General features: G+C 72.6%; 22 protein-coding genes and 1 pseudogene. 9 read left to right on the forward strand and 14 right to left on the reverse strand.

The window, feature by feature from the left end:
- Window positions 1–188: pseudogene (locus AC1RNL_RS10740) on the reverse strand (IS110 family transposase); the annotation flags it as partial.
- Window positions 189–563: 375 nt separating this feature from the next.
- Between AC1RNL_RS10740 and AC1RNL_RS10745 the strand changes: the two are divergent.
- Window positions 564–1,220: a hypothetical protein gene (locus AC1RNL_RS10745; RefSeq protein ID WP_492935212.1), complete on the forward strand. Its 657-nt coding sequence runs from the start codon at window positions 564–566 to the stop codon at window positions 1,218–1,220.
- 4 nt (window positions 1,221–1,224) lie between these two features.
- Here AC1RNL_RS10745 and AC1RNL_RS10750 read toward each other — a convergent pair whose 3' ends face one another.
- The 3 genes from AC1RNL_RS10750 to AC1RNL_RS10760 are packed head-to-tail and all read right to left on the reverse strand — an operon-like array spanning window position 1,225 to window position 3,346.
- Window positions 1,225–2,229, reverse strand: coding sequence for an Fpg/Nei family DNA glycosylase (locus AC1RNL_RS10750; RefSeq protein ID WP_492935213.1), 1,005 nt, complete (start codon window positions 2,227–2,229; stop codon window positions 1,225–1,227).
- A complete protein-coding gene (locus tag AC1RNL_RS10755; protein ID WP_492935214.1) occupies window positions 2,229–2,714 on the reverse strand; it encodes a ribose-5-phosphate isomerase in 486 nt (161 codons plus the stop codon). Before AC1RNL_RS10755 ends, AC1RNL_RS10750 begins: the two co-directional genes overlap by 1 nt.
- Window positions 2,714–3,346 (reverse strand): mycothiol-dependent nitroreductase Rv2466c family protein, encoded by a 633-nt coding sequence (locus AC1RNL_RS10760; RefSeq protein WP_364196789.1) that lies wholly within the window; start codon window positions 3,344–3,346, stop codon window positions 2,714–2,716. Before AC1RNL_RS10760 ends, AC1RNL_RS10755 begins: the two co-directional genes overlap by 1 nt.
- Window positions 3,347–3,434: 88 nt before the next feature.
- Between AC1RNL_RS10760 and pepN the strand changes: the two genes are divergently transcribed.
- From pepN to AC1RNL_RS10780, 4 genes are read left to right on the forward strand one after another with little or no spacing between them, the layout of a single operon-like run.
- The gene (gene pepN / locus AC1RNL_RS10765) at window positions 3,435–5,975 is read left to right on the forward strand and encodes an aminopeptidase N (protein WP_310125753.1); all 2,541 of its coding nucleotides are present in this window, start codon (window positions 3,435–3,437) and stop codon (window positions 5,973–5,975) included.
- Window positions 5,976–5,987: 12 nt separating this feature from the next.
- Complete coding sequence (locus AC1RNL_RS10770) at window positions 5,988–6,893, forward strand: mechanosensitive ion channel family protein (protein WP_492935215.1); 906 nt, start codon at window positions 5,988–5,990, stop codon at window positions 6,891–6,893.
- Entirely contained in the window at window positions 6,890–7,279 is a 390-nt protein-coding gene (locus AC1RNL_RS10775) for a globin (RefSeq protein WP_492935216.1), read from the forward strand. Before AC1RNL_RS10770 ends, AC1RNL_RS10775 begins: the two co-directional genes overlap by 4 nt.
- Window positions 7,280–7,292: 13 nt before the next feature.
- Window positions 7,293–8,933 carry an FAD-binding dehydrogenase gene (locus AC1RNL_RS10780; protein ID WP_492935217.1) on the forward strand — a complete coding sequence of 547 codons (1,641 nt, stop codon included), beginning with the start codon at window positions 7,293–7,295 and terminating at the stop codon, window positions 8,931–8,933.
- Between the two features lie 55 nt (window positions 8,934–8,988).
- Here AC1RNL_RS10780 and ctaF read toward each other — a convergent pair whose 3' ends face one another.
- Genes ctaF through AC1RNL_RS10800 form a run of 4 tightly spaced genes read right to left on the reverse strand, consistent with a single transcriptional unit; the run spans window position 8,989 to window position 13,014 of the window.
- Window positions 8,989–9,408 carry an aa3-type cytochrome oxidase subunit IV gene (ctaF, locus tag AC1RNL_RS10785; RefSeq protein ID WP_310125761.1) on the reverse strand — a complete coding sequence of 140 codons (420 nt, stop codon included), beginning with the start codon at window positions 9,406–9,408 and terminating at the stop codon, window positions 8,989–8,991.
- Window position 9,409: 1 nt separating this feature from the next.
- A complete protein-coding gene (gene ctaD / locus AC1RNL_RS10790; protein WP_492935218.1) occupies window positions 9,410–11,122 on the reverse strand; it encodes an aa3-type cytochrome oxidase subunit I in 1,713 nt (570 codons plus the stop codon).
- Entirely contained in the window at window positions 11,122–12,024 is a 903-nt protein-coding gene (ctaC, locus tag AC1RNL_RS10795) for an aa3-type cytochrome oxidase subunit II (RefSeq protein WP_492935219.1), read from the reverse strand. The genes ctaD and ctaC overlap by 1 nt, the downstream gene beginning before the upstream one ends.
- 57 nt (window positions 12,025–12,081) lie before the next feature.
- On the reverse strand, window positions 12,082–13,014 hold the full coding sequence (locus AC1RNL_RS10800; RefSeq protein WP_492935220.1) for a LysR family transcriptional regulator: 933 nt from the start codon (window positions 13,012–13,014) through the stop codon (window positions 12,082–12,084).
- Window positions 13,015–13,093: 79 nt separating this feature from the next.
- On the opposite strand from AC1RNL_RS10800, the gene AC1RNL_RS10805 reads away from it, so the two are divergent.
- From AC1RNL_RS10805 to AC1RNL_RS10815, 3 genes are read left to right on the forward strand one after another with little or no spacing between them, the layout of a single operon-like run.
- A complete protein-coding gene (locus tag AC1RNL_RS10805; RefSeq protein ID WP_492935221.1) occupies window positions 13,094–13,846 on the forward strand; it encodes a DsbA family protein in 753 nt (250 codons plus the stop codon).
- Complete coding sequence (locus AC1RNL_RS10810) at window positions 13,843–14,697, forward strand: cytochrome c biogenesis CcdA family protein (RefSeq protein ID WP_492935222.1); 855 nt, start codon at window positions 13,843–13,845, stop codon at window positions 14,695–14,697. The genes AC1RNL_RS10805 and AC1RNL_RS10810 overlap by 4 nt, the downstream gene beginning before the upstream one ends.
- Window positions 14,694–15,185 (forward strand): hypothetical protein, encoded by a 492-nt coding sequence (locus tag AC1RNL_RS10815; protein WP_492935223.1) that lies wholly within the window; start codon window positions 14,694–14,696, stop codon window positions 15,183–15,185. The genes AC1RNL_RS10810 and AC1RNL_RS10815 overlap by 4 nt, the downstream gene beginning before the upstream one ends.
- 87 nt (window positions 15,186–15,272) lie before the next feature.
- On the opposite strand, the gene AC1RNL_RS10820 is transcribed toward AC1RNL_RS10815, so the two are convergent.
- A complete protein-coding gene (locus AC1RNL_RS10820) occupies window positions 15,273–15,614 on the reverse strand; it encodes a HesB/IscA family protein (RefSeq protein ID WP_128188502.1) in 342 nt (113 codons plus the stop codon).
- Window positions 15,615–15,663: 49 nt separating this feature from the next.
- On the reverse strand, window positions 15,664–17,091 hold the full coding sequence (locus AC1RNL_RS10825) for a M20/M25/M40 family metallo-hydrolase (RefSeq protein ID WP_128188503.1): 1,428 nt from the start codon (window positions 17,089–17,091) through the stop codon (window positions 15,664–15,666).
- Between AC1RNL_RS10825 and AC1RNL_RS10830 the strand changes: the two genes are divergently transcribed.
- Window positions 17,090–17,728, forward strand: coding sequence for a DUF3043 domain-containing protein (locus AC1RNL_RS10830; RefSeq protein WP_146357548.1), 639 nt, complete (start codon window positions 17,090–17,092; stop codon window positions 17,726–17,728). The two genes, AC1RNL_RS10825 and AC1RNL_RS10830, sit on opposite strands and share 2 nt — an antisense overlap.
- Window positions 17,729–17,782: 54 nt before the next feature.
- Here the strand turns inward: AC1RNL_RS10830 and AC1RNL_RS10835 are convergent, their stop codons facing one another.
- The 4 genes from AC1RNL_RS10835 to dnaE form a co-directional block, all read right to left on the reverse strand.
- Complete coding sequence (locus tag AC1RNL_RS10835) at window positions 17,783–18,802, reverse strand: quinone-dependent dihydroorotate dehydrogenase (RefSeq protein WP_146357550.1); 1,020 nt, start codon at window positions 18,800–18,802, stop codon at window positions 17,783–17,785.
- Window positions 18,799–19,275, reverse strand: a complete 477-nt coding sequence (nrdR, locus tag AC1RNL_RS10840) for a transcriptional regulator NrdR (protein ID WP_146357552.1) — start codon at window positions 19,273–19,275, stop codon at window positions 18,799–18,801. The genes AC1RNL_RS10835 and nrdR overlap by 4 nt, the downstream gene beginning before the upstream one ends.
- Window positions 19,275–20,588, reverse strand: coding sequence for a histidinol dehydrogenase (gene hisD, locus AC1RNL_RS10845; RefSeq protein WP_400532056.1), 1,314 nt, complete (start codon window positions 20,586–20,588; stop codon window positions 19,275–19,277). The genes nrdR and hisD overlap by 1 nt, the downstream gene beginning before the upstream one ends.
- A 390-nt stretch (window positions 20,589–20,978) precedes the next feature.
- Complete coding sequence (gene dnaE, locus AC1RNL_RS10850; protein ID WP_492935224.1) at window positions 20,979–24,488, reverse strand: DNA polymerase III subunit alpha; 3,510 nt, start codon at window positions 24,486–24,488, stop codon at window positions 20,979–20,981.
- Window positions 24,489–24,531: the final 43 nt, after the last annotated feature.

The raw sequence follows: 24,531 nt of genomic DNA on the forward strand, positions 1-24,531 counted from the left end.
ACCGCGACCGACTCACCGGCGCGGCGCCGCATCCACGCGAGCGCGCGCGAGATGCCGTTCGGGCTGGTCGGGAACGACCGCTCCTCCAGCAGCTTCCCGGTGGTGGCGTCGACGAGCGCGAACGCGTGGGAACGGGCGTGCGTGTCGACGCCGATGACATGCGTGAACGTTTCTGCGACGATGGGCATCGCGATTTCCTTCCTCAAGGCGGATCGTGTCGGTCCGGCCCGAGAAGTCCCTTCCGCGGCAACTCTCTAAGGAGCCACGACCCCTGTCCGGGTCGGGCGTGCTTCTATCAAGCCAACGAGGGGCACGGGCCGGCACCGGCGACCACCAGACGGGCATGTCGACTCCAAGACACCCGAAGGGCCAGAGACCAGAAGAGCCACGCCCGGCAATCACCGCCGCCAGCCTGCACCAGTCACAGACCGGCATCCACCATTAGAGAGACCACACCGGCCGGCGTGCCCCCGCTGGTCGAGCCGGCCGCGCAGCGGCCGAGTCGAGACCACATCGGCCGGCGCGCGAGGCGCAGCCACAGCCGCTGCCGGTAGCGTGCCGGTGTGCATGCGCGACTGCGGACCCGCCCCCGCCGCCAGGGCTCGCCCCGGCTCGGCGCGGCGATGGTCGCCGCCGCCGCGCTGACGCTCGCCGCGTGCGTGGCCCTGCCGCCCGAGACGCCGGACGATCCCGCGATCCCGACCACGGCATCCCCCGCCTTCACCGACCTCGCTCCCCCGCCGACGACCAACGGGCCCACCGAGCCGCCCGTGCCCACGACGGCACCGGGCGCCTTCGCCTACGGCGAGACGGTCGTCATCCACACCGAGCGCGGCTCCACGTGGGAGGTGACGGCGCTGCGGTCGATCGACCCGGCCGACTCGCTCGCGCTGCAGACGGGCTCGACCCCGCGCGCGAACGAGCGCTTCGTGGTGCTCGAGCTCGAGATCGAGAACGTCGGCGTCATCACGACGCACCCGATGCACGACATGACGATCGGCTACCAGCCGGACGGCGCACCGCTGTCGGATCAGAACTCCGCCTCGACAGCAGCCGCCCCGAACGACCTCGGCTACGTGTGGGACTTCGCGCCCGGCGACCGCGAGTCGGTGCAGGTGATCGTCGCCGTGCGCGACGACGCCGCGACGACGGGCAGCTGGGTGTTCACGACGAACGACCGCGGCACGCTCGAGCCGGGCACCGTCTACCGCTTCGGCTGAGCCCTCACAGCTGGCAGCCGGGGCACCAGTAGAGCTTGCGCCCCTGCATCGTCTCCAGCGCGATGCTCGTGCCGCAGCGGCGGCACGGCAGCCCCTCGCGCTTGTAGGCCCAGTGGCGGTCGGCGCGGTTCGCGAGCGCCGCGGCCCGCCGCGCGCCGCGCAGGCCGTCGATCGTGAGCATCTGGCCCGTCTCGACGCCGATGCGCAGCAGCTTCACCCAGTCGCGCCAGAGCGCGCGCAGCTCGTCGTCGGTGACGGCGCTGCCCGGCCGGTGCGGGTCGATGCGCGCGCGGAAGAGCAGCTCGGCCCGGTAGACGTTGCCGATCCCGGCGACGACCGACTGGTCCATGAGCAGCTGCCCGATGGGCTGGTTGGATCGCGACGCGCGCGCGACGAAGCGGTCCTCGGCCTTGCGGCGCGACTCGGTCGGCGCCTCGGGGTCGGGCCCGAGCCGCTCGGCGAGCGCTGCGACCTCGGCCGGCTCGAGCACCTCGCAGACGGTCGGCCCCCGCAGGTCGGCGACGGCGGTGTCGGTGAGGATGCGCACGCGCACCTGCCCGACGGGCTCCGGCGGGAAGTCCCCGGCCTCCGTCGCCGTCTCCTGCTCCCCCGCCCGCAGCCGCGCGAGGCGCGGCGCGCCGATCGACGCGATCGAGTCCTCGTGCTCGCCGTCGACGCCGGCGCGCACGGGGATGCCGCGCATGCCGGTCTGGCCCATCCGCCCGACCGCGGCGAGGATCGTCGGGTCGACGCTGATGGCGCCGGCGAAGTCCCACGCGCCGTAGATGCCGAGGTGCACGTGCAGCACGTGCGCGGGCTGGGCAGCGGTGCCGCCGAAGCCGAGCAGCAGGTGCTTGCCGATCGCCTCGGAGGAGGTGATCTCGAGCCCGTCGAGCTCGGCGGCGCCCACCTCGAACCGCCCTTGCGGGCTCGTCACCCGGGCGGTGCGCCCGACGAAGTTCGCGCCGAACTGCCGGGCGATGCGATGGACGGAGTGCCCCTCCGGCATCAGCGGATCTCGTGGCCCGCGATGCCGCCCGTGGTCTCGTACTCCCCGAGCTGCGCGATGCGGCGCGCGTGCCGCTCGGCGCCCGAGAAGGGCGTGGCGAGGAAGGCGTCGATGATCTCGAGCATCTCCTCCTCGGTGTGCTGGCGCGCGCCGACCGCCACGACGTTCGCGTCGTTGTGCTCGCGCGCGAGCCGCGCGGTCGCGAGGCTCCAGGCGAGCGCCGCGCGCACGCCCTCGACCTTGTTCGCCGCCATCTGCTCGCCGTTGCCCGAGCCGCCGAAGACGACGCCGAGCGCCTCGACGCCGTCGCGCTGGTCGCGCACGACCGCGCGCGCCGCGTCGATGCAGAACGACGGGTAGTCGTCCTCGGCGTCGTACTCGGCCGGCCCGTGGTCGACCGCCTCGTGGCCGGCGGCCTCGAGGTGGGCGACGAGCCGCTTCGAGATCTCGAAGCCGGCGTGGTCGGTGGCGACGTGGACGCGCATCACGCCTCCTCTGCGCCGAAGACCGGCCCGCGGGTGCGCGAGCGCTTGAGCTCGAAGAAGCCGTCGACGGATGCGGCGGCGACGATGCCGTCGAACATGCGGAGCGCCTCCTCGCCGGTGGGCGCGGGGCTGACGACGGGGCCGAAGAACGCGACGTCGTCGACGGCGATCACGGGCGTGCCGACGTCGTCGCCGACGAGCTCGATGGCGCGGCCGTGGCTGTCGCGCAGCGCCTCGTCGTGCGCATCCGTCTCGCTCGCGAGCGCGGCGTCGAGCCCCACCTCGGCGAGCGCCTCGGCGATGATCGCGTCGTCGTCCTTGCGGCCGTCGGGGTGGATGCGCGTGCCGAGCGCGTCGTACAGGGGCTTCACGACGGCGTCGCCGCCCGCGGCGCGCGCGGCGGTGACGAGGCGCGTGAGGCGCATCGAGCGCGGCATGCGCGCGGCGTACGACTCGGGCAGGTCGCGGCCCTCGTTGAGCACCGCGAGGCTCATCACCTGCCAGTCCACGTCGAGGCCGCGCACGTCGGCGACCTCGCCCAGCCAGCGGCTGGTCATCCACGCCCACGGGCAGGTCGGGTCGAACCACATGCGCACGCGCTGCGGCTGGTCTGCGGGGGCCTCGATCGTCATGGCTCGATGCTACCGAGGGCACGGCGGGCGCCCGTCGCCGCGCCACTACGCTGGAGCGCACCAGCACACACTGCCGAAGGAGTCCCGCGTGCCCGGAGAGAACCTCACCCGCACCGAAGCCCAGGAGCGCGCAGCGCTCGTCGAGGTCGACGGCTACGACGTCGCGCTCGACCTGACGACCGGGGACGAGGTGTTCCGCTCGACGACGACGGTGCGCTTCCGCGCCCAGGACGGCGCATCCACGTTCATCGACCACATCTCCAAGCAGGTGCACTCGGTCACGCTGAACGGCGCCGAGCTCGACGTCGCCGCTGTCGACGACGGCGTGCGCATCCAGCTCGAGGGCCTCCAGGCCGAGAACGAGCTGACCGTCGTCTCCGACGCGATGTACGTCAACACCGGCGAGGGCCTGCACCGCTTCGTCGACCCGGTCGACGGCGAGGCCTACCTCTACTCCCAGTTCGAGGTGCCCGACTCGCGCCGCGTCTTCGCGGTGTTCGAGCAGCCCGACCTCAAGGCCGAGTTCCGCTTCACCGTCACGGCGCCCGCCGCGTGGCAGGTCGTGTCGAACCAGCCCACGCCCGAGCCGGTCGTCGAGGGCGACACCGGCACCTGGGCGTTCGAGCCGACGCCGCGCATCTCGAGCTACATCACCGCGCTCGTCGCGGGCCCCTACACGGTCACCCGCTCCGAGCTCACCTCGAGCGACGGCCGCACCATCCCGCTCGGCATCTTCTGCCGCGCGTCGCTCGCCGAGCACATGGACGCCGACTACCTGTTCGACATCACCCGCAAGGGCTTCGCCTTCTTCGAGGACCAGTTCGGCGTCGCCTACCCGTTCGAGAAGTACGACCAGCTCTTCGTGCCCGAGTTCAACGCGGGCGCGATGGAGAACGCCGGATGCGTGACGTTCACGGAGTCGTACGTGTTCCGCGCGCAGGTGACCGACGCCATCCGCGAGCGCCGCGTCGTGACGGTGCTGCACGAGCTGGCCCACATGTGGTTCGGCGACCTCGTGACGATGCGCTGGTGGAACGACCTGTGGCTCAACGAGTCGTTCGCCGAGTGGGCGTCGACCCTCGCCACCGCCGAGGCGACCGAGTGGACGGGCGCGTGGACGACGTTCCAGGCGATGGAGAAGACCTGGGCGTACCGTCAGGACCAGCTGCCCTCGACGCACCCGATCGTCGCCGAGATCCGCGACCTCGAGGACGTGCAGGTCAACTTCGACGGCATCACGTACGCCAAGGGCGGCTCGGTGCTCAAGCAGCTCGTCGCCTGGGTGGGCCTCGAGTCGTTCATGCAGGGCGTCGGCGCCTACTTCCGCAAGCACGCGTGGGGCAACACCGAGCTCACCGACCTGCTCTCGGAGCTCGAGGCCGCCAGCGGCCGCGACCTCGGCGACTGGAGCCGCAAGTGGCTCGAGACGGCCGGCGTCAACACGCTGCGCCCCAAGATGGAGCTCACCGCCGACGGCATCATCTCGTCGTTCGCGATCGAGCAGACGGCGCCGGCCGAGTGGCCGACCCTGCGCCCGCACCGCGTCGCGGTCGGCTTCTACGAGCTCGAGGACGAGGTGCTGCGCCGCACCCACCGCGTCGAGCTCGACATCGACGGCGAGTCGACCGACGTGCCGCAGCTGGCCGGGCACCTGCGGCCCGCGCTCATCCTGCTGAACGACGACGACCTCGCCTACGCGAAGATCCGCCTCGACGACGAGTCGATGGCCACCGCGATCGAGCACCTGCGCGACATCGAGGAGCCCCTCGCCCGTGCGCTCGTGTGGGGCGCGGCCTGGGACGCGACCCGCGACGCCGAGACCCCGGCGAGCGACTACGTCGACCTCGTGCTCGCGAACATCGGCGCCGAGACCGAGTCGACGACCATCCGCCTCGCCCTCGCGCAGCTGGCGCAGGCCGCCCGCACCTACGTGCACCCCGAGCGCCGCGCGGCGACGATCGAGCGTGTCGGCGATGCGCTGTGGCAGCTCGCCGAGCAGGCTCAGCCCGGCTCGGACGCGCAGTTCCAGTTCGTCGGCGCCTTCGCCGGGCTCGCCTCGACCGACGCGCACGTCGCGGCGCTGCGGGGCCTCCTCGACGGCAGCCGCACGCTCGAGGGCCTCGCGATCGACGCCGACCTGCGGTGGCAGCTGCTCGACGGCCTCGTGCTGAACGGCGCCGCCGGCGAGGAGGAGATCGCCGCGGAGCTCGCGAGCGACGACACCGCGACCGGCCGGCAGTTCGCCGCCCGGGCGCGCGCGACCGTCCCCACGGCCGAGGGCAAGGAGGCCGCGTTCGCGTCGGTCGCGGACGAGGCGGGCGCGTCGAACATGATCGTGCGCTACACCGGCCTCGGCCTGCAGCACGTGAACGACGCATCCTCGCTCGAGCCGCTCGTCGCCCGCTACCACGACGCCATCCAGCAGATCTGGGACTCCCGCACCTACCAGGTGGCGGAGGGGCTGCTCGTCGGCCTCTACCCGGCGGTGCTCGCCGACGAGCGGCTCGCGGAGGCGACGCGCGCGTGGCTCGCCGACAACGAGTCGGCCGTGCCGGCCCTGCGCCGCATCGTGGTCGAGCACCTCGCCGGCGTCGAGCGGGCGCTCAAGGCGCAGCAGCGGGACGCGTGATCGGAGCAGCACGTGGGTGACGTCGACTGGGAGGCCTTCGACCTCTGGTGGGATCGCTGGGGCATGCCGCTGGGCGTCACCCTCGTGCTCGTCGGCGCGTTCATCGCCTACTGGGCGGTCAAGGCGGTCATCCGACGCGTCGTCGACGGCATCGTCACCGGCGTCAAGCGCAGGGCCGATGCGGCCGACACGGAGGCGCTGTCGCACTCGCCGCTCGCCCAGGTGCGCGTCGTGCAGCGCACCCGGGCGATCGGCAGCGTGCTCAACACGCTCGCCGCCTGGATGATCGGCGCCCTCGCGCTCATCCTGATGCTCAGCATCCTGGGCGTGAACGCGGCCTCGCTCGTCGCCATGGCGGGGTTCCTCGGGGCGGCGGCGGGCGTGGGCGCGCAGGGCATCATCAAGGACTTCCTCAACGGGCTGTTCATGGTGTTCGAGGATCAGCTCGGCATCGGCGACATCGTCGACCTCGGCGAGGCCTCCGGGGTCGTCGAGTCGGTCGGCATCCGGGTCACGCAGGTGCGCGACGTGCACGGCACCCTCTGGTACGTGCGCAACGGCGAGATCGTGCGCGTCGGCAACGAGTCCCAGGGCTGGGCGCGCGTGATCGTCGACCAGGCCGTGCCCTACGACGCCGACATCGACATCGTGCAGGAGCGGCTGCTCGACGTCGCGACCCAGATGAGCGAGGACCCCGACTGGCTGCACCGCATCATCGACAAGCCCGAGATCTGGGGCGTCGAGTCGGTCTCCGCGGAGGCCGTCGTCGTCCGGCTGGTGATGAAGACCCGCGCCAGCGCGAAGTACGACGCGGGCCGCGAGCTGCGACGCCGCGTGAAGGCCGGTCTCGACGACCTCGGCGTGCACCTGCCCTCGTTGCAGAGCATCGTGGTGCGCGGCATGGACGAGCTGCGATGACGCACCAGACCCTCCACGACGCCGTCGGCGGCAGCCCGTTCTTCGCGCGCCTCGTCCACGAGTTCTACGAGCGCGTCTGGCAGGACGACGTGCTCCGCCCGATGTACCCGCAGGACGACCGCGCCGGCGCCGAGGACCGCTTCCGCATGTTCCTCGAGCAGTACTGGGGCGGCTCGACCGCCTACAGCGAGCAGCGCGGGCACCCGCGGCTGCGCATGCGCCACGCGCCGTTCCCGGTCGACCCCGACGCGCGCGAGCGGTGGCTCGCGTGCATGCGCGGCGCGCTCGACGCGGTCGACCCCGCGCCGCTGCACCGGGCCGAGCTCGACGACTACTTCGAGCGCGCCGCGACGGCGATGCTCAACCGCAACCCGCTCATCCGCTGACGAGGAGACCGCCGTGGCCGCAGCAGAGGACGTCGTTGTCATCGGAGCGGGCCTGGCCGGCCTCGTCACCGCGTGCGAGGCGCTCGACCGCGGCCGCACGGTGCGCATCGTCGAGCAGGAGGGCCCGCGCTCGATCGGCGGGCAGGCGTTCTGGTCGTTCGGCGGCCTGCTGCTCGTCGACTCCCCCGAGCAGCGCCGCCTCGGCATCCACGACTCGCTCGAGCTCGCGCGCGCCGACTGGGCGCGCAGCGCCGGCTTCGACCGGGACGAGGATGCGTGGGGCCGGCGGTGGGCGGAGGCCTACCTGGAGTTCGCCCACCGCGACCTCTCCCCCTGGCTGCGCTCGCTCGGCGTGCGCCTCTTCCCGGTCGTCGGGCACGCCGAGCGCGGCGCGCGCACGCCCGGCGGCCACGGCAACACCGTGCCGCGGTTCCACATCGTCTGGGGCACCGGCCCCGGCCTCGTCGCGCCCTTCACGCGCCGGCTGCGCGACGCGGTCGCCGACGGGCGCGCGCGGCTCTCGTTCCGCCACCGCGCGAGGCGCCTGCTCGTCGAGGACGGCCGGGTCGTCGGCGTCGCCGGTGACCGGCTGGCCGACGACCTGACGGTGCGCGGAGAGCCGTCGAGCCGGGAGTCCATCGGTGCGTTCGAGGTGCGCGCCGAGTCGGTGGTGGTCGCGACGGGCGGCATCGGCGGCGAGCTCGAGCAGGTGCGGGCGCTCTGGCCCGCCCGCCTCGGCGCGGCGCCGCGCGAGGCCGTGCGCGGCGTGCCGCTGCACGTCGACGGCTCCGGGCTCCGGCTCGCCGTCGACGCGGGCGCGCGACTCGTGAACGAGGACCGCATGTGGCACTACACCGAGGGCATCGCCAACTGGGATCCGATCTGGCCCGACCACGGCATCCGCATCCTCCCCGGGCCCTCGAGCCTCTGGCTCGACCACCGGGGCCACCGGCTGCCCTCCCCCAACTACCCGGGCTTCGACACGCTCACGACGCTCGAGCACCTGCGCTCCGTCGGCGCCGAGCACTCGTGGTTCGTGCTCACGCAGTCGATCGTCGAGAAGGAGTTCACGCTCTCGGGCTCCGAGCAGAACCCCGACCTGACCGGCAGGAGCATCCCGCGGCTGCTGCAGCGGGTGCTGCCGGGCGCGCCCGCGCCCGTGCAGGCGTTCCTCGACCACGGCGAGGACTTCGTCGTCGCCGGCAGCCTCACCGAGCTGCTCGACGGCATGGAGCGGCTCGGCGGTGTCGGCGCGCTCGACCGGGCCGCCGTCGTCGCCGCGATCGAGGAGCGCGACGCGGCCGTCGCCGACCCCGCCTCCCACGACCCGCAGGCGGTCGAGATCCGCCGGGCCCGCGAGTACCTCGGCGACCGGCTCGTGCGCACCGCGGCGCCGCACCGCATCCTCGACGAGCGCCACTGGCCGCTCATCGCCGTGCGCCTGCGCACCCTCACCCGCAAGACCCTCGGCGGCGTCCAGACCGATCTCGACTCGCGCGCCCTCGGCGCCGACGGCGCACCGGTGCCCGGCCTCTTCGCCGTGGGCGAGGCGGCCGGCTTCGGCGGAGGCGGCGTGCACGGCTACCGGGCGCTCGAGGGCACCTTCCTCGGCGGCTGCCTGCACACCGGCCTCCGCGCCGGCCGCGCGGTCTGAGGCGCAGACGGCAGAGCGCCCCGTCCGCTCGGGACGGGGCGCTCCTGTCGGGTCGTCAGCGGCTGAAGTTGCCGCGGTAGTACTCGTACACCCAGCCGACCATGACGATGGCCAGCAGGCCCGCGCCGATGGGGATGAGGAACGTGGGGCCCGCGAGCGACAGGAACATCACCGCGAGGGCGCCGGCGAGCGCGATCGGCCACCAGCTCCACGGCGAGAAGTGCCCCTGGTCGGGGTCGTCCTCGTCGAGCTCGGCGTCGAGGCGGTCCATCGCGAGCTCGCCGTGCTGGCCGCGGCGCACGAGCACGAGGTAGAACGCGATGAGCGTGCACATCACGCCCACGAGCGCCATGCCCAGCGTGCCCGCCCACTCGATGCGGCCGTCGTACGACCCCATGTGCCACACCGTGTAGACGGCGGCGCAGAGGTAGAAGAAGACGGCGATGACCGTCAGGATGACGATGTTCGAGCGCATGTCAGCGGACCTCGTCCTTCTGCAGGTCGACCACGGGTCGGTTCGGGGCGTCCTTCAGCGGTCCGACGCCGTACTGCGGGCCCGCGTTCGGGTGGTGCAGGTCGAACGCCGGCGACTCCGAGCGGATGCGCGGGATCGCGTGGAAGTTGTGCCGCGGCGGCGGGCAGCTCGTCGCCCACTCGAGCGAGCGCCCGGTGCCCCAGGGGTCGTCGACGGTCACGCGCGGCGCCGTGCGGGCCGTGATCCACACGTTCCAGAGGAACGGCACCATCGACAGGCCGAGGATCATCGCGCCCACGGTCGACAGCTGGTTCATCCACGTGAAGCCGTCCTCCGCCAGGTACGTGTAGTACCGGCGCGGCATGCCGATGACGCCCAGCCAGTGCTGGATGAGGAACGTCATGTGGAAGCCGATGAAGAGCATCCAGAAGTGCACGTGGCCGAGGCGGTCGTTCAGCATCTTGCCGGTCCACTTGGGCCACCAGAAGTAGAACCCCGAGAACATCGCGAACACGACCGTGCCGAAGACGACGTAGTGGAAGTGCGCGACCACGAAGTACGTGTCAGAGATCGCGAAGTCGAGCGGCGGGGAGGCGAGGATGACGCCCGTCAGGCCGCCGAACGTGAACGTCACGAGGAAGCCGAACGCCCACAGCATGGGCGACTCCCACGTGATCGAGCCGCGCCACATCGTGCCGATCCAGTTGAAGATCTTCACGCCGGTCGGCACCGCGATGAGCATCGTCATGAGCGAGAACCACGGCAGCAGCACCGTGCCCGTGACGTACATGTGGTGCGCCCACACCGTCACCGACAGCGCCGCGATCGCGATCGTCGCGCCCACGAGGGTGTTGTAGCCGAAGATCGGCTTCCGCGAGAAGACCGGGATGACCTCGGAGATGATGCCGAAGAACGGCAGCGCGATGATGTAGACCTCGGGGTGCCCGAAGAACCAGAAGAGGTGCTGCCAGAGCACGGCGCCGCCGTTGGCGGGGTCGTAGATGTGGCCGCCGAAGATGCGGTCGATCGCCAGGCCGAACATGGCTGCCGCGAGCACCGGGAAGACGATGATCACGAGCAGCGACGTGATGAGGATGTTCCAGCTGAAGATCGACATCCGGAACATCGTCATGCCGGGCGCGCGCATCGTGATGATCGTGGTGATGAAGTTGACGCCGCCCATGATCGTGCCGAAGCCCGACAGCGCGAGGCCCAGCACCCACAGGTGGCCGCCGATGCCCGGGGAGAACGCGGTGGTGCTCAGCGGCGTGTAGGCGAACCAGCCGAACGAGGCCGCGCCCTGCGGCGTCAGGAAGCCGCCGATCGCGATGAGCGAGCCGAACGTGAACATCCAGTACGCGAGCGCGTTGAGGCGCGGGAAGGCGACGTCGGGGGCGCCGATCTGCAGCGGCATGAGCACGTTGGCGAAGCCGGCGAAGAGCGGCGTCGCGAACATCAGCAGCATGATCGTGCCGTGCATCGTGAAGAGCTGGTTGTACTGCTCCTCCGTGGGCACGATCTCGAGGCCCGGCGCGAACAGCTGCGCTCGGATGAGCAGCGCCATGACGCCGGCGATGAGGAAGAAGATGAACGAGGTGCCGAGGTACAGGTACCCGATCGTCTTGTGGTCGGTGGAGGTGATCCACTTGACCAGGGTGTTGCCCTTGCGCTCAGCGCTGCGGCTGATCGCGGGGCGCGTCGCCGTGGCGGTCATCAGTCGTCCTCGCCTTCGTTGGTCGTGTCGACGCTCTCGTCGTGGCCCGGGTCGATGCTGTCGTCACCGGTGAAGGGGTTGACCGACTCGTCGATCGCGCCGACGTTGCCCTCGGCCTCGAGGCTCTCGAGGTAGGCGTCGTACTCCTCGGGGCTCACGAGCTCGACGTTGAAGAGCATGAGCGAGTGGTACTCGCCGCAGAGCTCGGCGCACTTGCCGCGGTACACGCCCTCCTGGTCGCCCGTCTCGAAGTACATGTGGTTCGTGACGCCCGGGAGCATGTCCTTCTTGTAGAGGAACTCGATGACCCAGAAGGAGTGGGCGACGTCGCGCGACTCGAGCGTGATCTCGATCGACGAGTTCGTCGGGAGGTACAGCGTCGGGAGCGAGGCAGGGTCGATGAGGTTCGACTCGGGGTCGTTCTGCGCCTGGATGCCCTGGTAGTAGACCGGGTCCTGGCCGTCGCGCTCATAGACGAAGTCCCATGCCCAGCGCTTGCCGTAGACCGTGAGCGAGTAGTCGGGGTCATCGATCGGCTCCTCGATGATCGCCTGGTCGCGCGCCGTGAAGGCGAAGAAGCCGGCGACGAGGACGACGGGGACGATCGTGAAGAAGATCTCGATCGGCATGTGGTAGCGCAGCTGCACCGGCAGGCCCGTCTGGCCCTTGCGGCGGCGGTAGGCGATCGCGGCCCAGATCATGAGGCCCCACGTGATGATGCCGACACCCAGCAGCACGATCCAGGAGGTCGTCCACAGGCCCATGATCCGGTCGACGTGGTTCGTCAGACCCGGCACGCTCGGCATCCACCCCTGCAGCTGCGGCTGCGTGCAGCCGGCGAGCGCGAGGGCGGCGACCACCGCGACCGGGGCGGCGATCCAACGAGATCGACGATTGCGCAATGTCTTCCTCCGAGTCGGTGAGCAGTCACCTCCGATCCTAGTACCCACAGAGGGCTCTCAGGCTCCTCCGACGCTCCTGCGCGCGGCGTCGGGCACACCGCGGACGACCGTCGACGAGGCGATGTCGACGAGCGCTCGCGCGGCCGGCGGGAGCGCCGTGCCGCGCTGCCAGATCGCCGTCAGGGGACGGACGATCCTGCGCTCCGCAATCGCCACGCGGACCAGCCTGCCGGAGCGCAGGTCGTCCCGCGCGGCGAGCACGCTGAGCACGCCCGGGGCCCCTCCCGCCGCGACCGTGGCGCGCAGCGGCGCGCTCGAGGGCAGCTCGGCGGCGATCGTGACGCCGCCGAGCGGGCGCAGGGCCCGATCGATCGCCGCGCGCGTGCCGGAGCCCGGTTCGCGCACCACCAGCGGCGTCGTGGCGAGCTCTGCGAGCCCCACTCCGCTGCGCCTGCGTGCCCAGGGATGCTCCGGCGGCACCACCACGATCACCTCGTCGTGGGCGATGACCCTCGTCTCGACGCCGCGCGGTCGGCTCGGGCACTCGGTGAACCCGAGCGCAGCGTGGCCGGCGCGGACCGCCTCGATCACCGCGGTGCTGTTGGACGCCGTCATCCCGACCTGGAGCTGATCGTCCGCCTCCCGCAGGCGCAGCAGCCAGTACGGCATCAGCTCCTCCAGGATCGTCAGGCTCGACGCGACGTCGAGCTTCGCCGCCCGCTCGGTGGCGATCATCGCCACCGACTGGTCGAGGCGGTCGGCGGCCTCCACGAGCTCGGTCGCCCATCCCGCGACCAGGCGGCCGACGGACGTGAGGCGGGTGCCTCCCGCGCCGCGCGCGGCCACCGGGGCGCCCACCCAGCGCTCGATGCCCGCGAGCCGGGCGGATGCGGCCTGCTGGGTGATCCCCAGCGCCCTGGCCGCGTCGGTGATCGATGCGTGGGTCGCCAGCGCGTGCAGCAGCCTGGCGTCGTCAATGTTCGCTCTCATGCACGCTCACAATCTGTCGTTGTGACGCTACCAGGGCCGCGGCTTGGCTCCCGGACGCGCGGCGTCGCACGATGGCACCATGCAGCACTCCTCCCGCGATCACGCCCGCCGCCCACCTGCCGGCTCGAGCGGTCCCCGACGGCGCACGCTCTGGCTGCCGCTCGTCGCGGCGCTCGTCGTGATCGGCGCGATCGGGCTCCTGTGGGCGAGCGGCAGCCGTGGCGAGCCCGCGGCAGCTCCCGAGACGCAGGCACCGACGTCGGAGACCGAGAGCCCCCTGCGGGCGCTCGCGCATCGCACCGAGGGCGACCCGCTCGCGATCGGCGACCCCGACGCGCCCGTGGTGATGATCGAGTGGGCCGACTACCGCTGCCCGTTCTGCGGCGTGTTCGCGCGCGACGTCCAGCCGGCGCTCGTGCAGGAGTACGTCGAGCGGGGCGACCTCCGCATCGAGTGGCGCGACCTGCCGGTCTTCGGCGAGCAGTCGGAGGACGCGGCGATCGCGGGGCGCGCGGCGGCCGCCCAGGGCCGGTTCTGGGAGTTCCACGAGCAGGCGTTCGCCGTCGCGCCGGAGCGCGGGCACGCCGACCTCGACCGTGAGGCGCTGCTCGAGCTCGCCCGCGCAGCCGGCGTGCCGGATCTGGCCCGGTTCGAGGCCGACCTCGAGTCGCCGCAGCTGCGCGAGGCGGTGCTCGCCGACCTCGCCGAGGGGCAGTCGCTCGGCATCACGGGCACGCCCACCTTCGTCGTCGGCGAGACGCCCGTGATCGGCGCGCAGCCGCTCGAGGCGTTCCGCGAGGTCATCGAGGCGGAGATCGCGGCCGCCCGATGATCGACCTCGGCTATGCCGGCGCCGTGCTCGGCGGCATCCTGTCGCTGCTGAGCCCGTGCTCGGTGATGCTGCTGCCCGCGTTCTTCGCCTTCGCGTTCGACGACGCGCGCACGACGCTCGTGCGCGTCGGGCTCTTCGGCGTCGGGCTGCTCGCGACGCTCATGCCGCTCGGCGTGGCGGCCGGCTCCCTCGGGGCGGCGCTGCAGCAGCACCGGAGCCTGCTCGTGTGGGTCGCGGCCGTCGTCGTGATCCTCCTCGGCGTCGCGCAGATCGTCGGCATCCCGCTGCCGGGGATCGCCCGCACGGGCACCACGTCGAGCTCGCCGCTCGGCGTGCTGCTGCTCGGCACCGTCTACGGCGTCGCCGGCGTCTGCGCCGGACCGGTGCTCGGCACGGTGCTGACGGTCGCGGCGGCGCGCGGCGAGCCGCTCTACGGCGGGCTCCTGCTCGCCGCCTACGCCGGCGGCATGCTCGTGCCGCTGCTCGTGCTCGCCCTCGCGTGGCGGCGGTTCGGAGGACGCATCCGCGCCGCGCTCCGGCCGCGCGAGATCGCGATCGGCCGGTGGCGGAACTCGGTGACGGTGGTCGTCTCGGGCATCGTCTCGATCGTGATCGGCATCGTGCTGCTCGTCACCGACGGGACCTCGAGCCTCGGGGGCCTGCTCGGCGCCACCGACCAGGCCGCGCTCGAGCACGAGGCGCTGCGCGCCGCGAGCGGCATCGGCGACACGGTCGCGATCGTCGCGGCCGCGCTCGTCGCGCTCGCGCTGCTGGCGTGGCGATGGTTCCGCGGACGCGCGCGCGACGCCGCTGTCGCCCCGCCCGAGCACGGCGAGACGGGGCCGCGGTGAGCACGTCGGCCGCCGTGCAGCGGCTCGCCGCACTGCGCTCGTGGTCCGGCCGCCGGTGGGCGGCCGTCGGCGCGGCGGCCGTGGGCGTCTACCTGCTCGTCGCGATCCCCACCGACCTCGTCGACACGCCGCTCTTCACTCGCGAGGTGCCGCCGACGTGGTGGGCGCACCCCGTGCTCGTCGTCACCGCGCTGCTCTCGGGACTGCTGCTGGCCACGTACGTCGCCGAGCCCGGCAGCGGCGCGGTCAGGGGCGGCCGACGGGGCCTCGTCGGCGGCATCGTCTCGTTCTTCGCCGTCGGGTGCCCGGTGTGCAACAAGCTCGTGCTGCTCGCGCTCGGCGCGAGCGGCGCCATGCAGTACTTCGAGCCGGTGCAGCCGCTGCTGGCCGGCGCCTCGCTCGTGCTCGTCGGCTGGGCGCTGTGGACCCGCCTCGGCGGGACGATCGCGTGCGAGGTGCCCGCGGCCGGAGCGGCGACGCCCGGCTGAGACCGCGGCCGATGCAGCTGCCCTGCATGCGAGACGCCGCCGATCCCGAGGGATCGGCGGCGTGTCGCTGCGGGCTGCTCGCGCGGCCTAGTGGAAGGAGTCGCCGCACGCGCAGCTGCCCTGCGCGTTGGGGTTGTCCATCGTGAAGCCCTGCTTCTGGATCGAGTCCTCGAAGTCGATGGTCGAGCCGTCGAGGTAGGGCACGCTCATGCGGTCGACGATGACCTCGACGCCGTCGAAGTCGCGCACGACGTCGCCGTCGAGCTTCCGCTCGTCGAAGTAGAGCTGGTAGATCAGCCCCGAGCATCCGCCGGGCTGCACGGCCACGCGCAGGCGCAGGTCGTCCCTGCCCTCCTGGTCGAGCAGGCGGCGCACCTTGTCGGCGGCCGTCTCCGTGAGCATGACGCCATGGGTCGCGAGATCGGTCATCTGCGGCTCCTCTCCGGTCTCCGTCGGGGCAACGCCCGACGCCTCCAGTCTATTCCGCGCGGTCGCCGGCCCGCGCGAGCAGCAGCGCCTCCGCGCCGATGGCGCGCCGCAGCACGCCGAGGTGCTGCGACTCGTTGGGGCTGTGCGCCATCGTGCCCGGGTCCTCGACGCCCGTCACGAGGATCTGCGCGCCGGGGAACTGCGCGACGAGGTCGGCGATGAACGGGATGGAGCCGCCGATGCCGGTCTCGACCGCCTCCGCGCCCCACGCATCCGCCATCGCCCGCTTCGCCTCGGTCGCGCCCCAGCCGCTCGCGTCGACGAGGAACGGGTCGCCGAGGTCGATGCTGTCGAGCTCGATGTGCGCGCCGAACGGGGCGTGTGCGCGCAGGTGGCGCTCGATCGCGGCGAAGGCGTCGGCGGCCGACTGGCCAGGCGCGATGCGCGTCGAGAGCCGGAACCGCATCGTCGGGAGGATCGTGTTGGATGCGTCGGGCACGCTGGGCGCGTCGACCCCGGTGATCGTCGCCGACGGCTTGGCCCAGAGGCGCGCCAGCAGCGGGCCGGTGCCGACGAGCTGCACGCCGTCGAGCAGCGCCGCCTCGGCGCGCAGGTGCTCCTCCGACTGCTCCGGGACGTCGAGGTCGGCCTCGGTGAGGCCCTCGATGGCGACGGAGCCGTCGTCGTGCCACAGGGTCGCGGCGAGCTTCGAGAACGCCATCATCGCGTCGGGCACCGCGCCGCCGACCATGCCGGAGTGGCTCGCGTGGCCGAGCGTCGTGATGCGCACGTTGAGCGCGACGTTGCCGCGGAGCGCCACGGTGAGCGACGGCACCTCGGTCGACCAGTTGTCGCTGTCGGCCACGACGATCACGTCGGCCTCGAGCGCCTCGGCGTGCTGCTCGAGGAAGCGCTGGAAGGAGCGCGAGCCGTGCTCCTCCTCCCCCTCGATGAACAGCGCGAGGCCCACCTCGGGCTCGACGACCTCGGCGAGCGCGCGGATCGCGGCGATGTGCGCGATGACGCCCGCCTTGTCGTCGGAGGCGCCGCGGCCGTGGAGGCGCCCGTCGATCTCGGTCGGCTCGAACGGCGGCGTGCGCCACAGGGCCTCGTCGCCCCAAGGCTGCACGTCGTGGTGGGCGTAGAGCAGGATCGACGGGCGGCCGGCGCGGGCGGGTCGGGTCGCGAGCACCGCCGGCTGGCCGAGCTCGTCGGTGTCGCCGATCGGGGCGCGCTCGATCGAGACGCGCTCGAACACGCCCGTCCCCTCCGCGAGGGCGGCGACCGCCTCCGCGCTCGCCTGCACGTGCGCCGCGTCGTAGGCGTCCCACGAGACGCTCGGGATGCGCACGAGCGCCTTCAGGTCGTCGACCGCGCGGTCGAAGCCGGCGTCGACGGCGGCGAGGACGGCCCGGTCGCGCTCGGAGAGCTCGGCGCCCGGGCGCGCGGGGAGGGAGTCAGCGGGGGAAGCAGTCATGCGCACGATCCTAGGCGTCGGCGGGAGGGCGGCGGCGGTAGGATGGGTCGATCCAGCCCCCAGCGAGAAGGACCTCCACGTGCCGCTGTTCAGCCGCTCCGACGCCAGCAAGCAGCCCCAGCCGGGGACCGAGGTGCGTCGCACGCCGAAGCAGTCGGAGCAGGTCGCCCGCAACCGCCGCCCCCTCGTCCCCGAGGACCGCAAGGAGGCGCGGCGCCAGGTGCAGGAGAAGATGCGCAGCGAGCGCGAGAAGGCTCGCCGCGGCTTCGAGTCCGGCGACGAGAAGTACCTGCCGGCGCGCGACAAGGGCCCGGTGCGGCGCTACGTGCGCGACTGGGTCGACGCCCGCCTCTCGATCGGCACCGCCGCGATGCCGATGATGATCGTCGTGCTCGTCATGACGTTCGTCAACGACCCGCAGTGGCGCCTCATCGCCAACCTCGTGCTGTGGGGCTTCGTCGCCGTCGTCGTGCTCGACTCGGTCGTGATGGCGTGGCAGCTGCGTCGCGCGCTGCGCGCGAAGTTCGGCGAGAAGGATGCGAAGGGCCACGGCTGGTACGCCACCATGCGCGCCGTGCAGCTGCCGTTCATGCGCATGCCGAAGCCCAAGACCAAGCTCTTCCAGCAGCCGGAGTGAGCGCTGCGGCGCGAGCCGCCGCCTCACCCCTGCGCGCGAGCGGGAGCGCGAGCGCTACGTCGCGAGCAGCCCCGCGTTGATCTCGCGCGCCCAGCCCGGCCCGCGGTAGATGAAGCCGGTGTAGCCCTGCACGAGCGCGGCGCCGGCGTCGAGCCGCTCGCGCACCTGCGCGGCGGTCTCCACGCCGCCGACCGAGATCACGTCGACGCCAGCGGGCAGCGCCGCGCGCAGCAGGCGCAGCACCGCGAGCGACCGCGCGGCCACCGGCGGGCCCGACAGCCCGCCCGCGCCTGCGCGCGCCACCGCATCCGCATCGCTCACGAGACCGTCGCGCCGGATGGTGGTGTTCGTGGCGATGACGCCCGCGAGCGCCAGGCGCTCGGCGAGCGCGGCGATGCCCTCGACCTGCTCGTCGTCGAGGTCGGGCGCGATCTTCACGAGCACCGGCACGTCGCCGGCCTCGGCGCGGATCGCCGCGAGCAGCGGCTCGAGCACGCGCGTCTCCTGCAGGCCGCGCAGGCCGGGCGTGTTCGGGGAGGAGACGTTGACGGCCAAGTAGTCGGCGACCGGTGCGAGCAGGCGCGCCGAGTGCAGGTAGTCGCGCTCGACCGCGGCGGTGTCGTCGGCGTCGACCACGCGGCTCTTGCCGATGTTGACGCCGATCACGGGGCGCGAGCGCGCCTCGCGGGCGACGGCGATGCGCTCGGCGGCGACCGCCGCTCCCTGGTTGTTGAAGCCCATCCGGTTGATGAGCGCTCGGTCGTCGACGAGCCGGAACAGGCGCGGCCGGTCGTTGCCCGGCTGCGGGCGCGCCGTGATCGTGCCCACCTCGACGTGGCCGAAGCCGAGCGCGCCGAGGCCCGCGATCATCGTCGCGTCCTTGTCGAAGCCGGCCGCGATGCCGAACGGCGTCGGCAGCTCGCGGCCGAGGGCGCGGGTGCGGAGCGCCGGGTCGGTGCGCACACCGGGGTGCGCGAGCCCGATCGCCCGGATGGCGGCCGCGCCGAGGTGGTGCGCCCGCTCGGGGTCGACGTGGCGGAAGCCGTGCCGGAAGAGCTGGTCGTACGCGGTCATCGCTCCTCCTCCGCGTCGACGGCGTGCGCCTGATCCTCGCGCAGGGCCCGGATGGCGGCCTCGAAGTCGTCGAGCGAGTCGAAGGCGTTGTAGACGCTCGCGAACCGCAGGTAGGCCACCTCGTCGAGCTCGCGCAGCGGCGGCAGCACCGCGAGGCCGATCTCGTTCGCGTCGATCTGGCTCGCGCCGGTCGCGCGGATCGTCTCCTCGACCGCCTGCGCGACGCCGGCGAGGTCGGCGTCGGTGACGGGCCGGCCGCGCACGGCCTTCCGGACGCCCTCGATGACCTTCTCGCGGCGGAACGGCTCGAGCACGCCGGAGCGCTTCACGACCGACAGGCTCGCCGTCTCGGTGGTGGTGAAGCGGCGGCCGCACTCGGTGCACTGGCGCCGGCGGCGGATGGAGGTGCCGTCGTCGCTCGTGCGGGAGTCGACGACGCGGGAGTCGGGGTTGCGGCAGAAGGGGCAGTGCATCAGGCCTCCCCCGCCTCGAAGCGCGCCTCGATGGCCTCGCCGTGCGCGGGCAGGCCCTCGGCGGCGGCGAGCGCGACCACGTCGGCCCGCACCGCGGCGAGCGCCGCGCGGTCGTAGCGCACGACCTGCTGGGGGCGGAGGAACGTCGCGGCCCCGAGGCCGGCGACGCGCCGCGCCTGGCCGCCGGTCGGCAGCACGTGGTTGGAGCCGGCGGCGTAGTCGCCGAGGCTGACCGGCGTGTGCGCGCCGAGGAAGATCGCTCCGGCGTGGCGGATGCGTGCGAGCACGGCGTCGTCGTCGGCCGTCACGATCTCGAGGTGCTCGGGCGCGTACGCGTCGCTCACCCGCGCGGCGGCGTCCAGGTCGGCGACGAGCACGATCGCCGACTGCTCGCCCGCGAGCGAGGCGCCGACGCGGGCGCTCGCCGCCGTGGCGGCGGCGCGGCGCGCGACGGCCTCGTCGACGCGGTCGGCGAGCGCGGCGTCGTCGGTGACGAGCACGGCGCTCGCGAGCTCGTCGTGCTCGGCCTGGCTGACGAGGTCGGCGGCGATGAGCTCGGCGTCGGCGGTGCCGTCGGCGATCACGAGGATCTCGGTCGGGCCGGCTTCGGAGTCGACGCGGACGCTGCCGGCGACGGCGCGCTTCGCCGCGGCGACGAAGACGTTGCCGGGGCCCGTGACGACGTCGACGGGTGCGAGCCCGATGCCGGGCACGCCGTGGGCGAAGGCGCCGACCGCGCCGGCGCCGCCCATCGCGTAGACCTCGTCGACGCCGAGCAGCGCGCACGCGGCGAGGATGGTCGGGTGCGGCAGCCCGTCGTGCTCGGCCTGCGCGGGGCTCGCGACGGCGATCGAGCGGACGCCGGCGGCCTGCGCGGCGACCACGTTCATGACGACGCTCGACGGGTAGACGGCCTTGCCGCCGGGCACGTACAGGCCGACGCGGTCGACGGGCTGCCAGCGCAGCTCGACCGCGGCGCCCGGCGCGGGCTCGACGGCGGTCGGCGGCGGCACCTGCGCGGCGGAGCCGATCCGCACGCGCTCGATCGCGGTCTCGAGCGCCGCGCGCACCGCCGGGTCGAGCGCGGCGAGCGCCTCCTGGAGCGCGGCCGCGGGCACCCGCAGCTCGGCGGGGCGCACGCCGTCGAAGCGCTCGGCCTGCGCGGCCAGGGCCTCGGCGCCGCGCTCGCGCACGTCGGCGATGAGCTCCTGGGCGGCCGGCAGCGCGCGATCGACGTCGACGGCGGGTCGCGGCAGCAGCGCGCGCAGCTCGTGCTCGTCGGGCAGCGTCGTCAGGTCGAGTCGTCGGAGCATGGCCTCCATCGTACGGCGACCCCGCCGCGCCCGCCGCGCCGCGCTCCCCCTCCCCGCGCGCCGCCCGCGGCGATCGAGTGGCGCCTCCCAGCATCGAGTGGCGCGGCGCCGCATCGAGTGGCGCGGCGCAACATCGAGTGGCGCGGCACAGCATCGGATGGCGCCGCACGACACCGAGTGGCGCCGCCTGCGGTCGCCGCCACTCGATCGCGCGAGCCGCCACTCGATCACGCGAGGCGCCACTCGATCGCGCGAGGCGCCACTCGTTCTCCGGAGGCGCCACTCGTTCTCCGGAGGCGCCACTCGACCGCGGGAGGCGCCACTCGTACTCCGGAGGCGCCACTCGACCGCGGGAGGCGCCACTCGAGCGCGGGAGGGAGGGCGGCCGGGTCAGGCGATCGAGGCGGGGCCCAGCAGCGACTTGATCTCGCCGAAGAGGTCGCTCGAGACGCGCACCCGCTGCGGCAGCGAGAACACCCGCTCGACCTCGGGCCGCTCGAGCGCCAGGCACACGTCGGTCGGCCCGGAGTGCCGCTCGAGCAGGCCGCGCAGCTCGCGCATCACCGTCATCGACGCGCGCCGCTCCGGGATGCGCAGCTCGAGCGGCCGCGTCTCGTCGACCGGCTGGACATCCGGCGTGTCGATGCTGTTCGCGTGCACCGTGAAGCCGTCGTCGCGCGTGCGCACCCGGCCCCGCACCACGACGACCTGGTCGGGCTGCAGGCTCGTGCGGAACTCCGTGTACGACTTGCCGAGCACCATCACCTCGAGCTCGCCGCCGAAGTCCTGCAGCGCGAAGATGCCGTACTGGTTGCCGGAGTTGCGCGCCACGCGGTGCTGCACGCTCGTGATGAGGCCCGCGAGCGTGACGGTGTCGCCGTCCTCGGCGGTCTCGGCGAGGTCCTGGATCTGATGCGTCGCGTGCTTCGCGAGCTCGAGCTCGAGGCCCGCGAGCGGGTGGTCGGAGACGTAGAGGCCGAGCATCTCGCGCTCGAACGCGAGCTTGTCGCGCTTGCCCCACTCCGGCCGGTCGGGCACCCGGTCGGCGACCGTGTCGAGGTCGTCGAAGATGTCGCCGAAGAGGTCGACCTGGCCGTTCGCCTCGTTGCGCTTGATCGAGACGGCCGCGTCGACCGCATCCTCGTGGATCTCGAGCATCGCGCGCCGCGTCGCCCCCTGGCTGTCGAAGGCGCCCGACTTGATGAGCGACTCGACGGTGCGCTTGTTGGCGACGCCGAGCGGCACCTTCTTCAGGAAGTCGTGGAACGACGTGTAGGCGCCCTCGCGCGTGCGCGCGGCGATGATGCCGTCGACCACGCCCTCGCCGACGTTGCGCACGGCGCCGAGACCGAAGCGGATGTCGTCGCCGACGGCCGTGAAGTAGAGCGACGACTCGTTGACGTCGGGCGGCAGCACCGTGATGCCCATCCGCCGGCACTCCGACAGGTAGATCGCCATCTTGTCCTTGGAGTCGCCGACGCTCGTCAGGAGCGCCGCCATGTACTCGGCCGGGTAGTGCGCCTTCAGGTAGGCGGTCCAGTAGGAGATGACGCCGTAGGCGGCGGAGTGCGCCTTGTTGAAGGCGTAGTCGGAGAAGGGCAGCAGGATGTCCCACAGCGCCTTGACGGCGCCAGCCGAGTAGCCGCGCTCCCGCATGCCGCCGGAGAACGCCTCGAACTGCTTGTCGAGCTCGGCCTTCTTCTTCTTGCCCATCGCGCGCCGCAGGATGTCGGCCTGGCCGAGCGTGTAGCCGGCGACCTTCTGCGCGACCGCCATCACCTGCTCCTGGTAGATGATGAGGCCGTAGCTCTCGTCGAGGATGTCGGCGAGCGGCTCCTCGAGCTCGGGATGGATGGGCGTGATCGGCTGCAGGCCGTTCTTGCGCAGCGCGTAGTTGGTGTGCGAGTCGGCGCCCATGGGGCCGGGCCGGTAGAGGGCGATGACGGCCGAGATGTCACCGAACGAGTCGGGCTTCATGAGGCGCAGCAGCGAGCGCAGCGGCCCGCCGTCGAGCTGGAAGACGCCGAGCGTGTCGCCGCGGCCGAGCAGCTCGTACGCGCCGCGGTCGTCGAGCGGCAGGGTCTCGAGGTCGAGCTCCTCCCCGCGGTTGGCGCGGATGTTGTCGAGCGCGTCGGAGACGATCGTGAGGTTGCGGAGCCCCAGGAAGTCCATCTTGATGAGGCCGAGCGCCTCGCACGCGGGGTAGTCGAACTGCGTGATGATCGCGCCGTCCTGCTCGCGCTTCATGATCGGGATGATGTCGATGAGCGGCTCGGACGACATGATCACGCCCGCCGCGTGCACGCCCCACTGCCGCTTGAGGTTCTCGAGCCCGCGCGCGGTCTCGAAGACCGTCTTCGCCTCGGCGTCGGTCTCGATGAGGGCGCGGAGGTCGCCGGCCTCCTTGTATCGCTCGTGCGACGAGTCGAAGATGCCCGAGAGGGGGATGTCCTTGCCCATGACCGCGGGCGGCATCGCCTTCGTGAGCCGCTCGCCCATGCCGAAGGGGAAGCCGAGCACGCGGGATGCGTCCTTCAGCGCCTGCTTGGACTTGATCGTGCCGTAGGTGACGATCTGGGCGACGCGCTCCGAGCCGTACTTCTCGGTGACGTAGCGGATGACCTCGGGGCGGCGCCGGTCGTCGAAGTCGATGTCGAAGTCGGGCATCGAGACGCGGTCGGGGTTGAGGAAGCGCTCGAAGATGAGGCCGTGCTCGAGCGGGTCGAGGTCGGTGATGCGCATCGCGTAGGCGGCCATGGAGCCGGCGCCGGAGCCGCGGCCGGGCCCGACGCGGATGCCGTTGTCCTTCGCCCAGTTGATGAAGTCGGCGACGACGAGGAAGTAGCCGGGGAACCCCATGTTCGAGATGACGTCCATCTCGTAGTTCGCCTGCTGCTGCACGCGCTCGGGGATGCCGCCCGGGTAGCGCCGCTCGAGGCCGACCGCGACCTCGTGGCGGAACCAGGTGTCCTCGGTGTGGCCCTCCGGCACCGGGTACCGGGGCATGTAGTTGGCCGACTCGTCGAACTCGACCGAGCAGCGCTCGGCGACGAGCAGCGTGTTGTCGCACGCGCCGTCGAGGTCGCGGAAGAGGTGGCGCATCTCGGCGGCCGACTTCACGTAGTAGCCGCCGCCCTCGAGCCGGAAGCGGTTCGGGTCGTCCATCGTCGAGCCCGACTGCACGCACAGCAGCGCCTCGTGGCTCTTCGCGTCGGCGGCGTGCGTGTAGTGCAGGTCGTTGGTGGCCAGCAGCGGCAGCCCGAGCCGCTTGCCGATCTCGAGCAGCCCGTCGCGCACGCGCCGCTCGATCTCGAGCCCGTGGTCCATGATCTCGAGGAAGTAGCTCTCGGCACCGAAGAGGTCGCGGTAGCTCGCGGCGGCCTCCATGGCGAGGTCGAACTGGCCGAGCCGCAAGCGGGTCTGCACCTCGCCGGAGGGGCAGCCGGTGGTGGCGATGAGGCCCTTCGCGTGCCGCTCGAGCAGCTCGCGGTCCATGCGCGGCTTGAAGTAGAAGCCCTCCATCGACGCGTAGGAGGAGAGGCGGAAGAGGTTGGCGAGCCCCTCGTTGCTCTCGGCCAGGAGCGTCATGTGCGTGTAGGCGCCGCCGCCGGAGACGTCGTCGCCGGGCGCGGCGTCGCTGCCGCCCCACTTGACGCGCGTCTTGTCGGAGCGGTGGGTGCCGGGCGTGATGTACGCCTCGGTGCCGATGATGGGCTTGACGCCTTGCGCCTTCGCCGCGCGCCAGAACTCGTAGGCGCCGAACACGTTGCCGTGGTCGGTCATCGCGACCGCCGGCATGCCCTCCTGCTGCACGGCCTGCATGAGCTCGGTGATGCGAGCTGCGCCGTCGAGCATGGAGTACTCGGTGTGGACGTGGAGGTGCGCGAAGGAGTCTGCCATGGCCCCTCGATCCTACGGGCGGGGGCCCACGCGCCGAGCCGGG

Source organism: Agrococcus sp. GW821-FHT14H11 (assembly GCF_058803545.1).

Bases quoted from the DNA above. Each gene is read 5' to 3' on its own strand.
- AC1RNL_RS10750 (WP_492935213.1), bottom strand. From the start codon at position 2,229: ATGCCGGAGGGGCACTCCGTCCATCGCATCGCCCGGCAGTTCGGCGCG.
- AC1RNL_RS10755 (WP_492935214.1), bottom strand. From the start codon at position 2,714: ATGCGCGTCCACGTCGCCACCGACCACGCCGGCTTCGAGATCTCGAAG.
- AC1RNL_RS10760 (WP_364196789.1), bottom strand. From the start codon at position 3,346: ATGACGATCGAGGCCCCCGCAGACCAGCCGCAGCGCGTGCGCATGTGG.
- AC1RNL_RS10775 (WP_492935216.1), top strand. From the start codon at position 6,890: ATGACGCACCAGACCCTCCACGACGCCGTCGGCGGCAGCCCGTTCTTC.
- ctaF (WP_310125761.1), bottom strand. From the start codon at position 9,408: ATGCGCTCGAACATCGTCATCCTGACGGTCATCGCCGTCTTCTTCTAC.
- ctaD (WP_492935218.1), bottom strand. From the start codon at position 11,122: ATGACCGCCACGGCGACGCGCCCCGCGATCAGCCGCAGCGCTGAGCGC.
- AC1RNL_RS10800 (WP_492935220.1), bottom strand. From the start codon at position 13,014: ATGAGAGCGAACATTGACGACGCCAGGCTGCTGCACGCGCTGGCGACC.
- AC1RNL_RS10805 (WP_492935221.1), top strand. From the start codon at position 13,094: ATGCAGCACTCCTCCCGCGATCACGCCCGCCGCCCACCTGCCGGCTCG.
- AC1RNL_RS10810 (WP_492935222.1), top strand. From the start codon at position 13,843: ATGATCGACCTCGGCTATGCCGGCGCCGTGCTCGGCGGCATCCTGTCG.
- AC1RNL_RS10820 (WP_128188502.1), bottom strand. From the start codon at position 15,614: ATGACCGATCTCGCGACCCATGGCGTCATGCTCACGGAGACGGCCGCC.
- AC1RNL_RS10830 (WP_146357548.1), top strand. From the start codon at position 17,090: ATGCGCACGATCCTAGGCGTCGGCGGGAGGGCGGCGGCGGTAGGATGG.
- AC1RNL_RS10825 (WP_128188503.1), bottom strand. From the start codon at position 17,091: ATGACTGCTTCCCCCGCTGACTCCCTCCCCGCGCGCCCGGGCGCCGAG.
- AC1RNL_RS10835 (WP_146357550.1), bottom strand. From the start codon at position 18,802: ATGACCGCGTACGACCAGCTCTTCCGGCACGGCTTCCGCCACGTCGAC.
- nrdR (WP_146357552.1), bottom strand. From the start codon at position 19,275: ATGCACTGCCCCTTCTGCCGCAACCCCGACTCCCGCGTCGTCGACTCC.
- hisD (WP_400532056.1), bottom strand. From the start codon at position 20,588: ATGCTCCGACGACTCGACCTGACGACGCTGCCCGACGAGCACGAGCTG.
- dnaE (WP_492935224.1), bottom strand. From the start codon at position 24,488: ATGGCAGACTCCTTCGCGCACCTCCACGTCCACACCGAGTACTCCATG.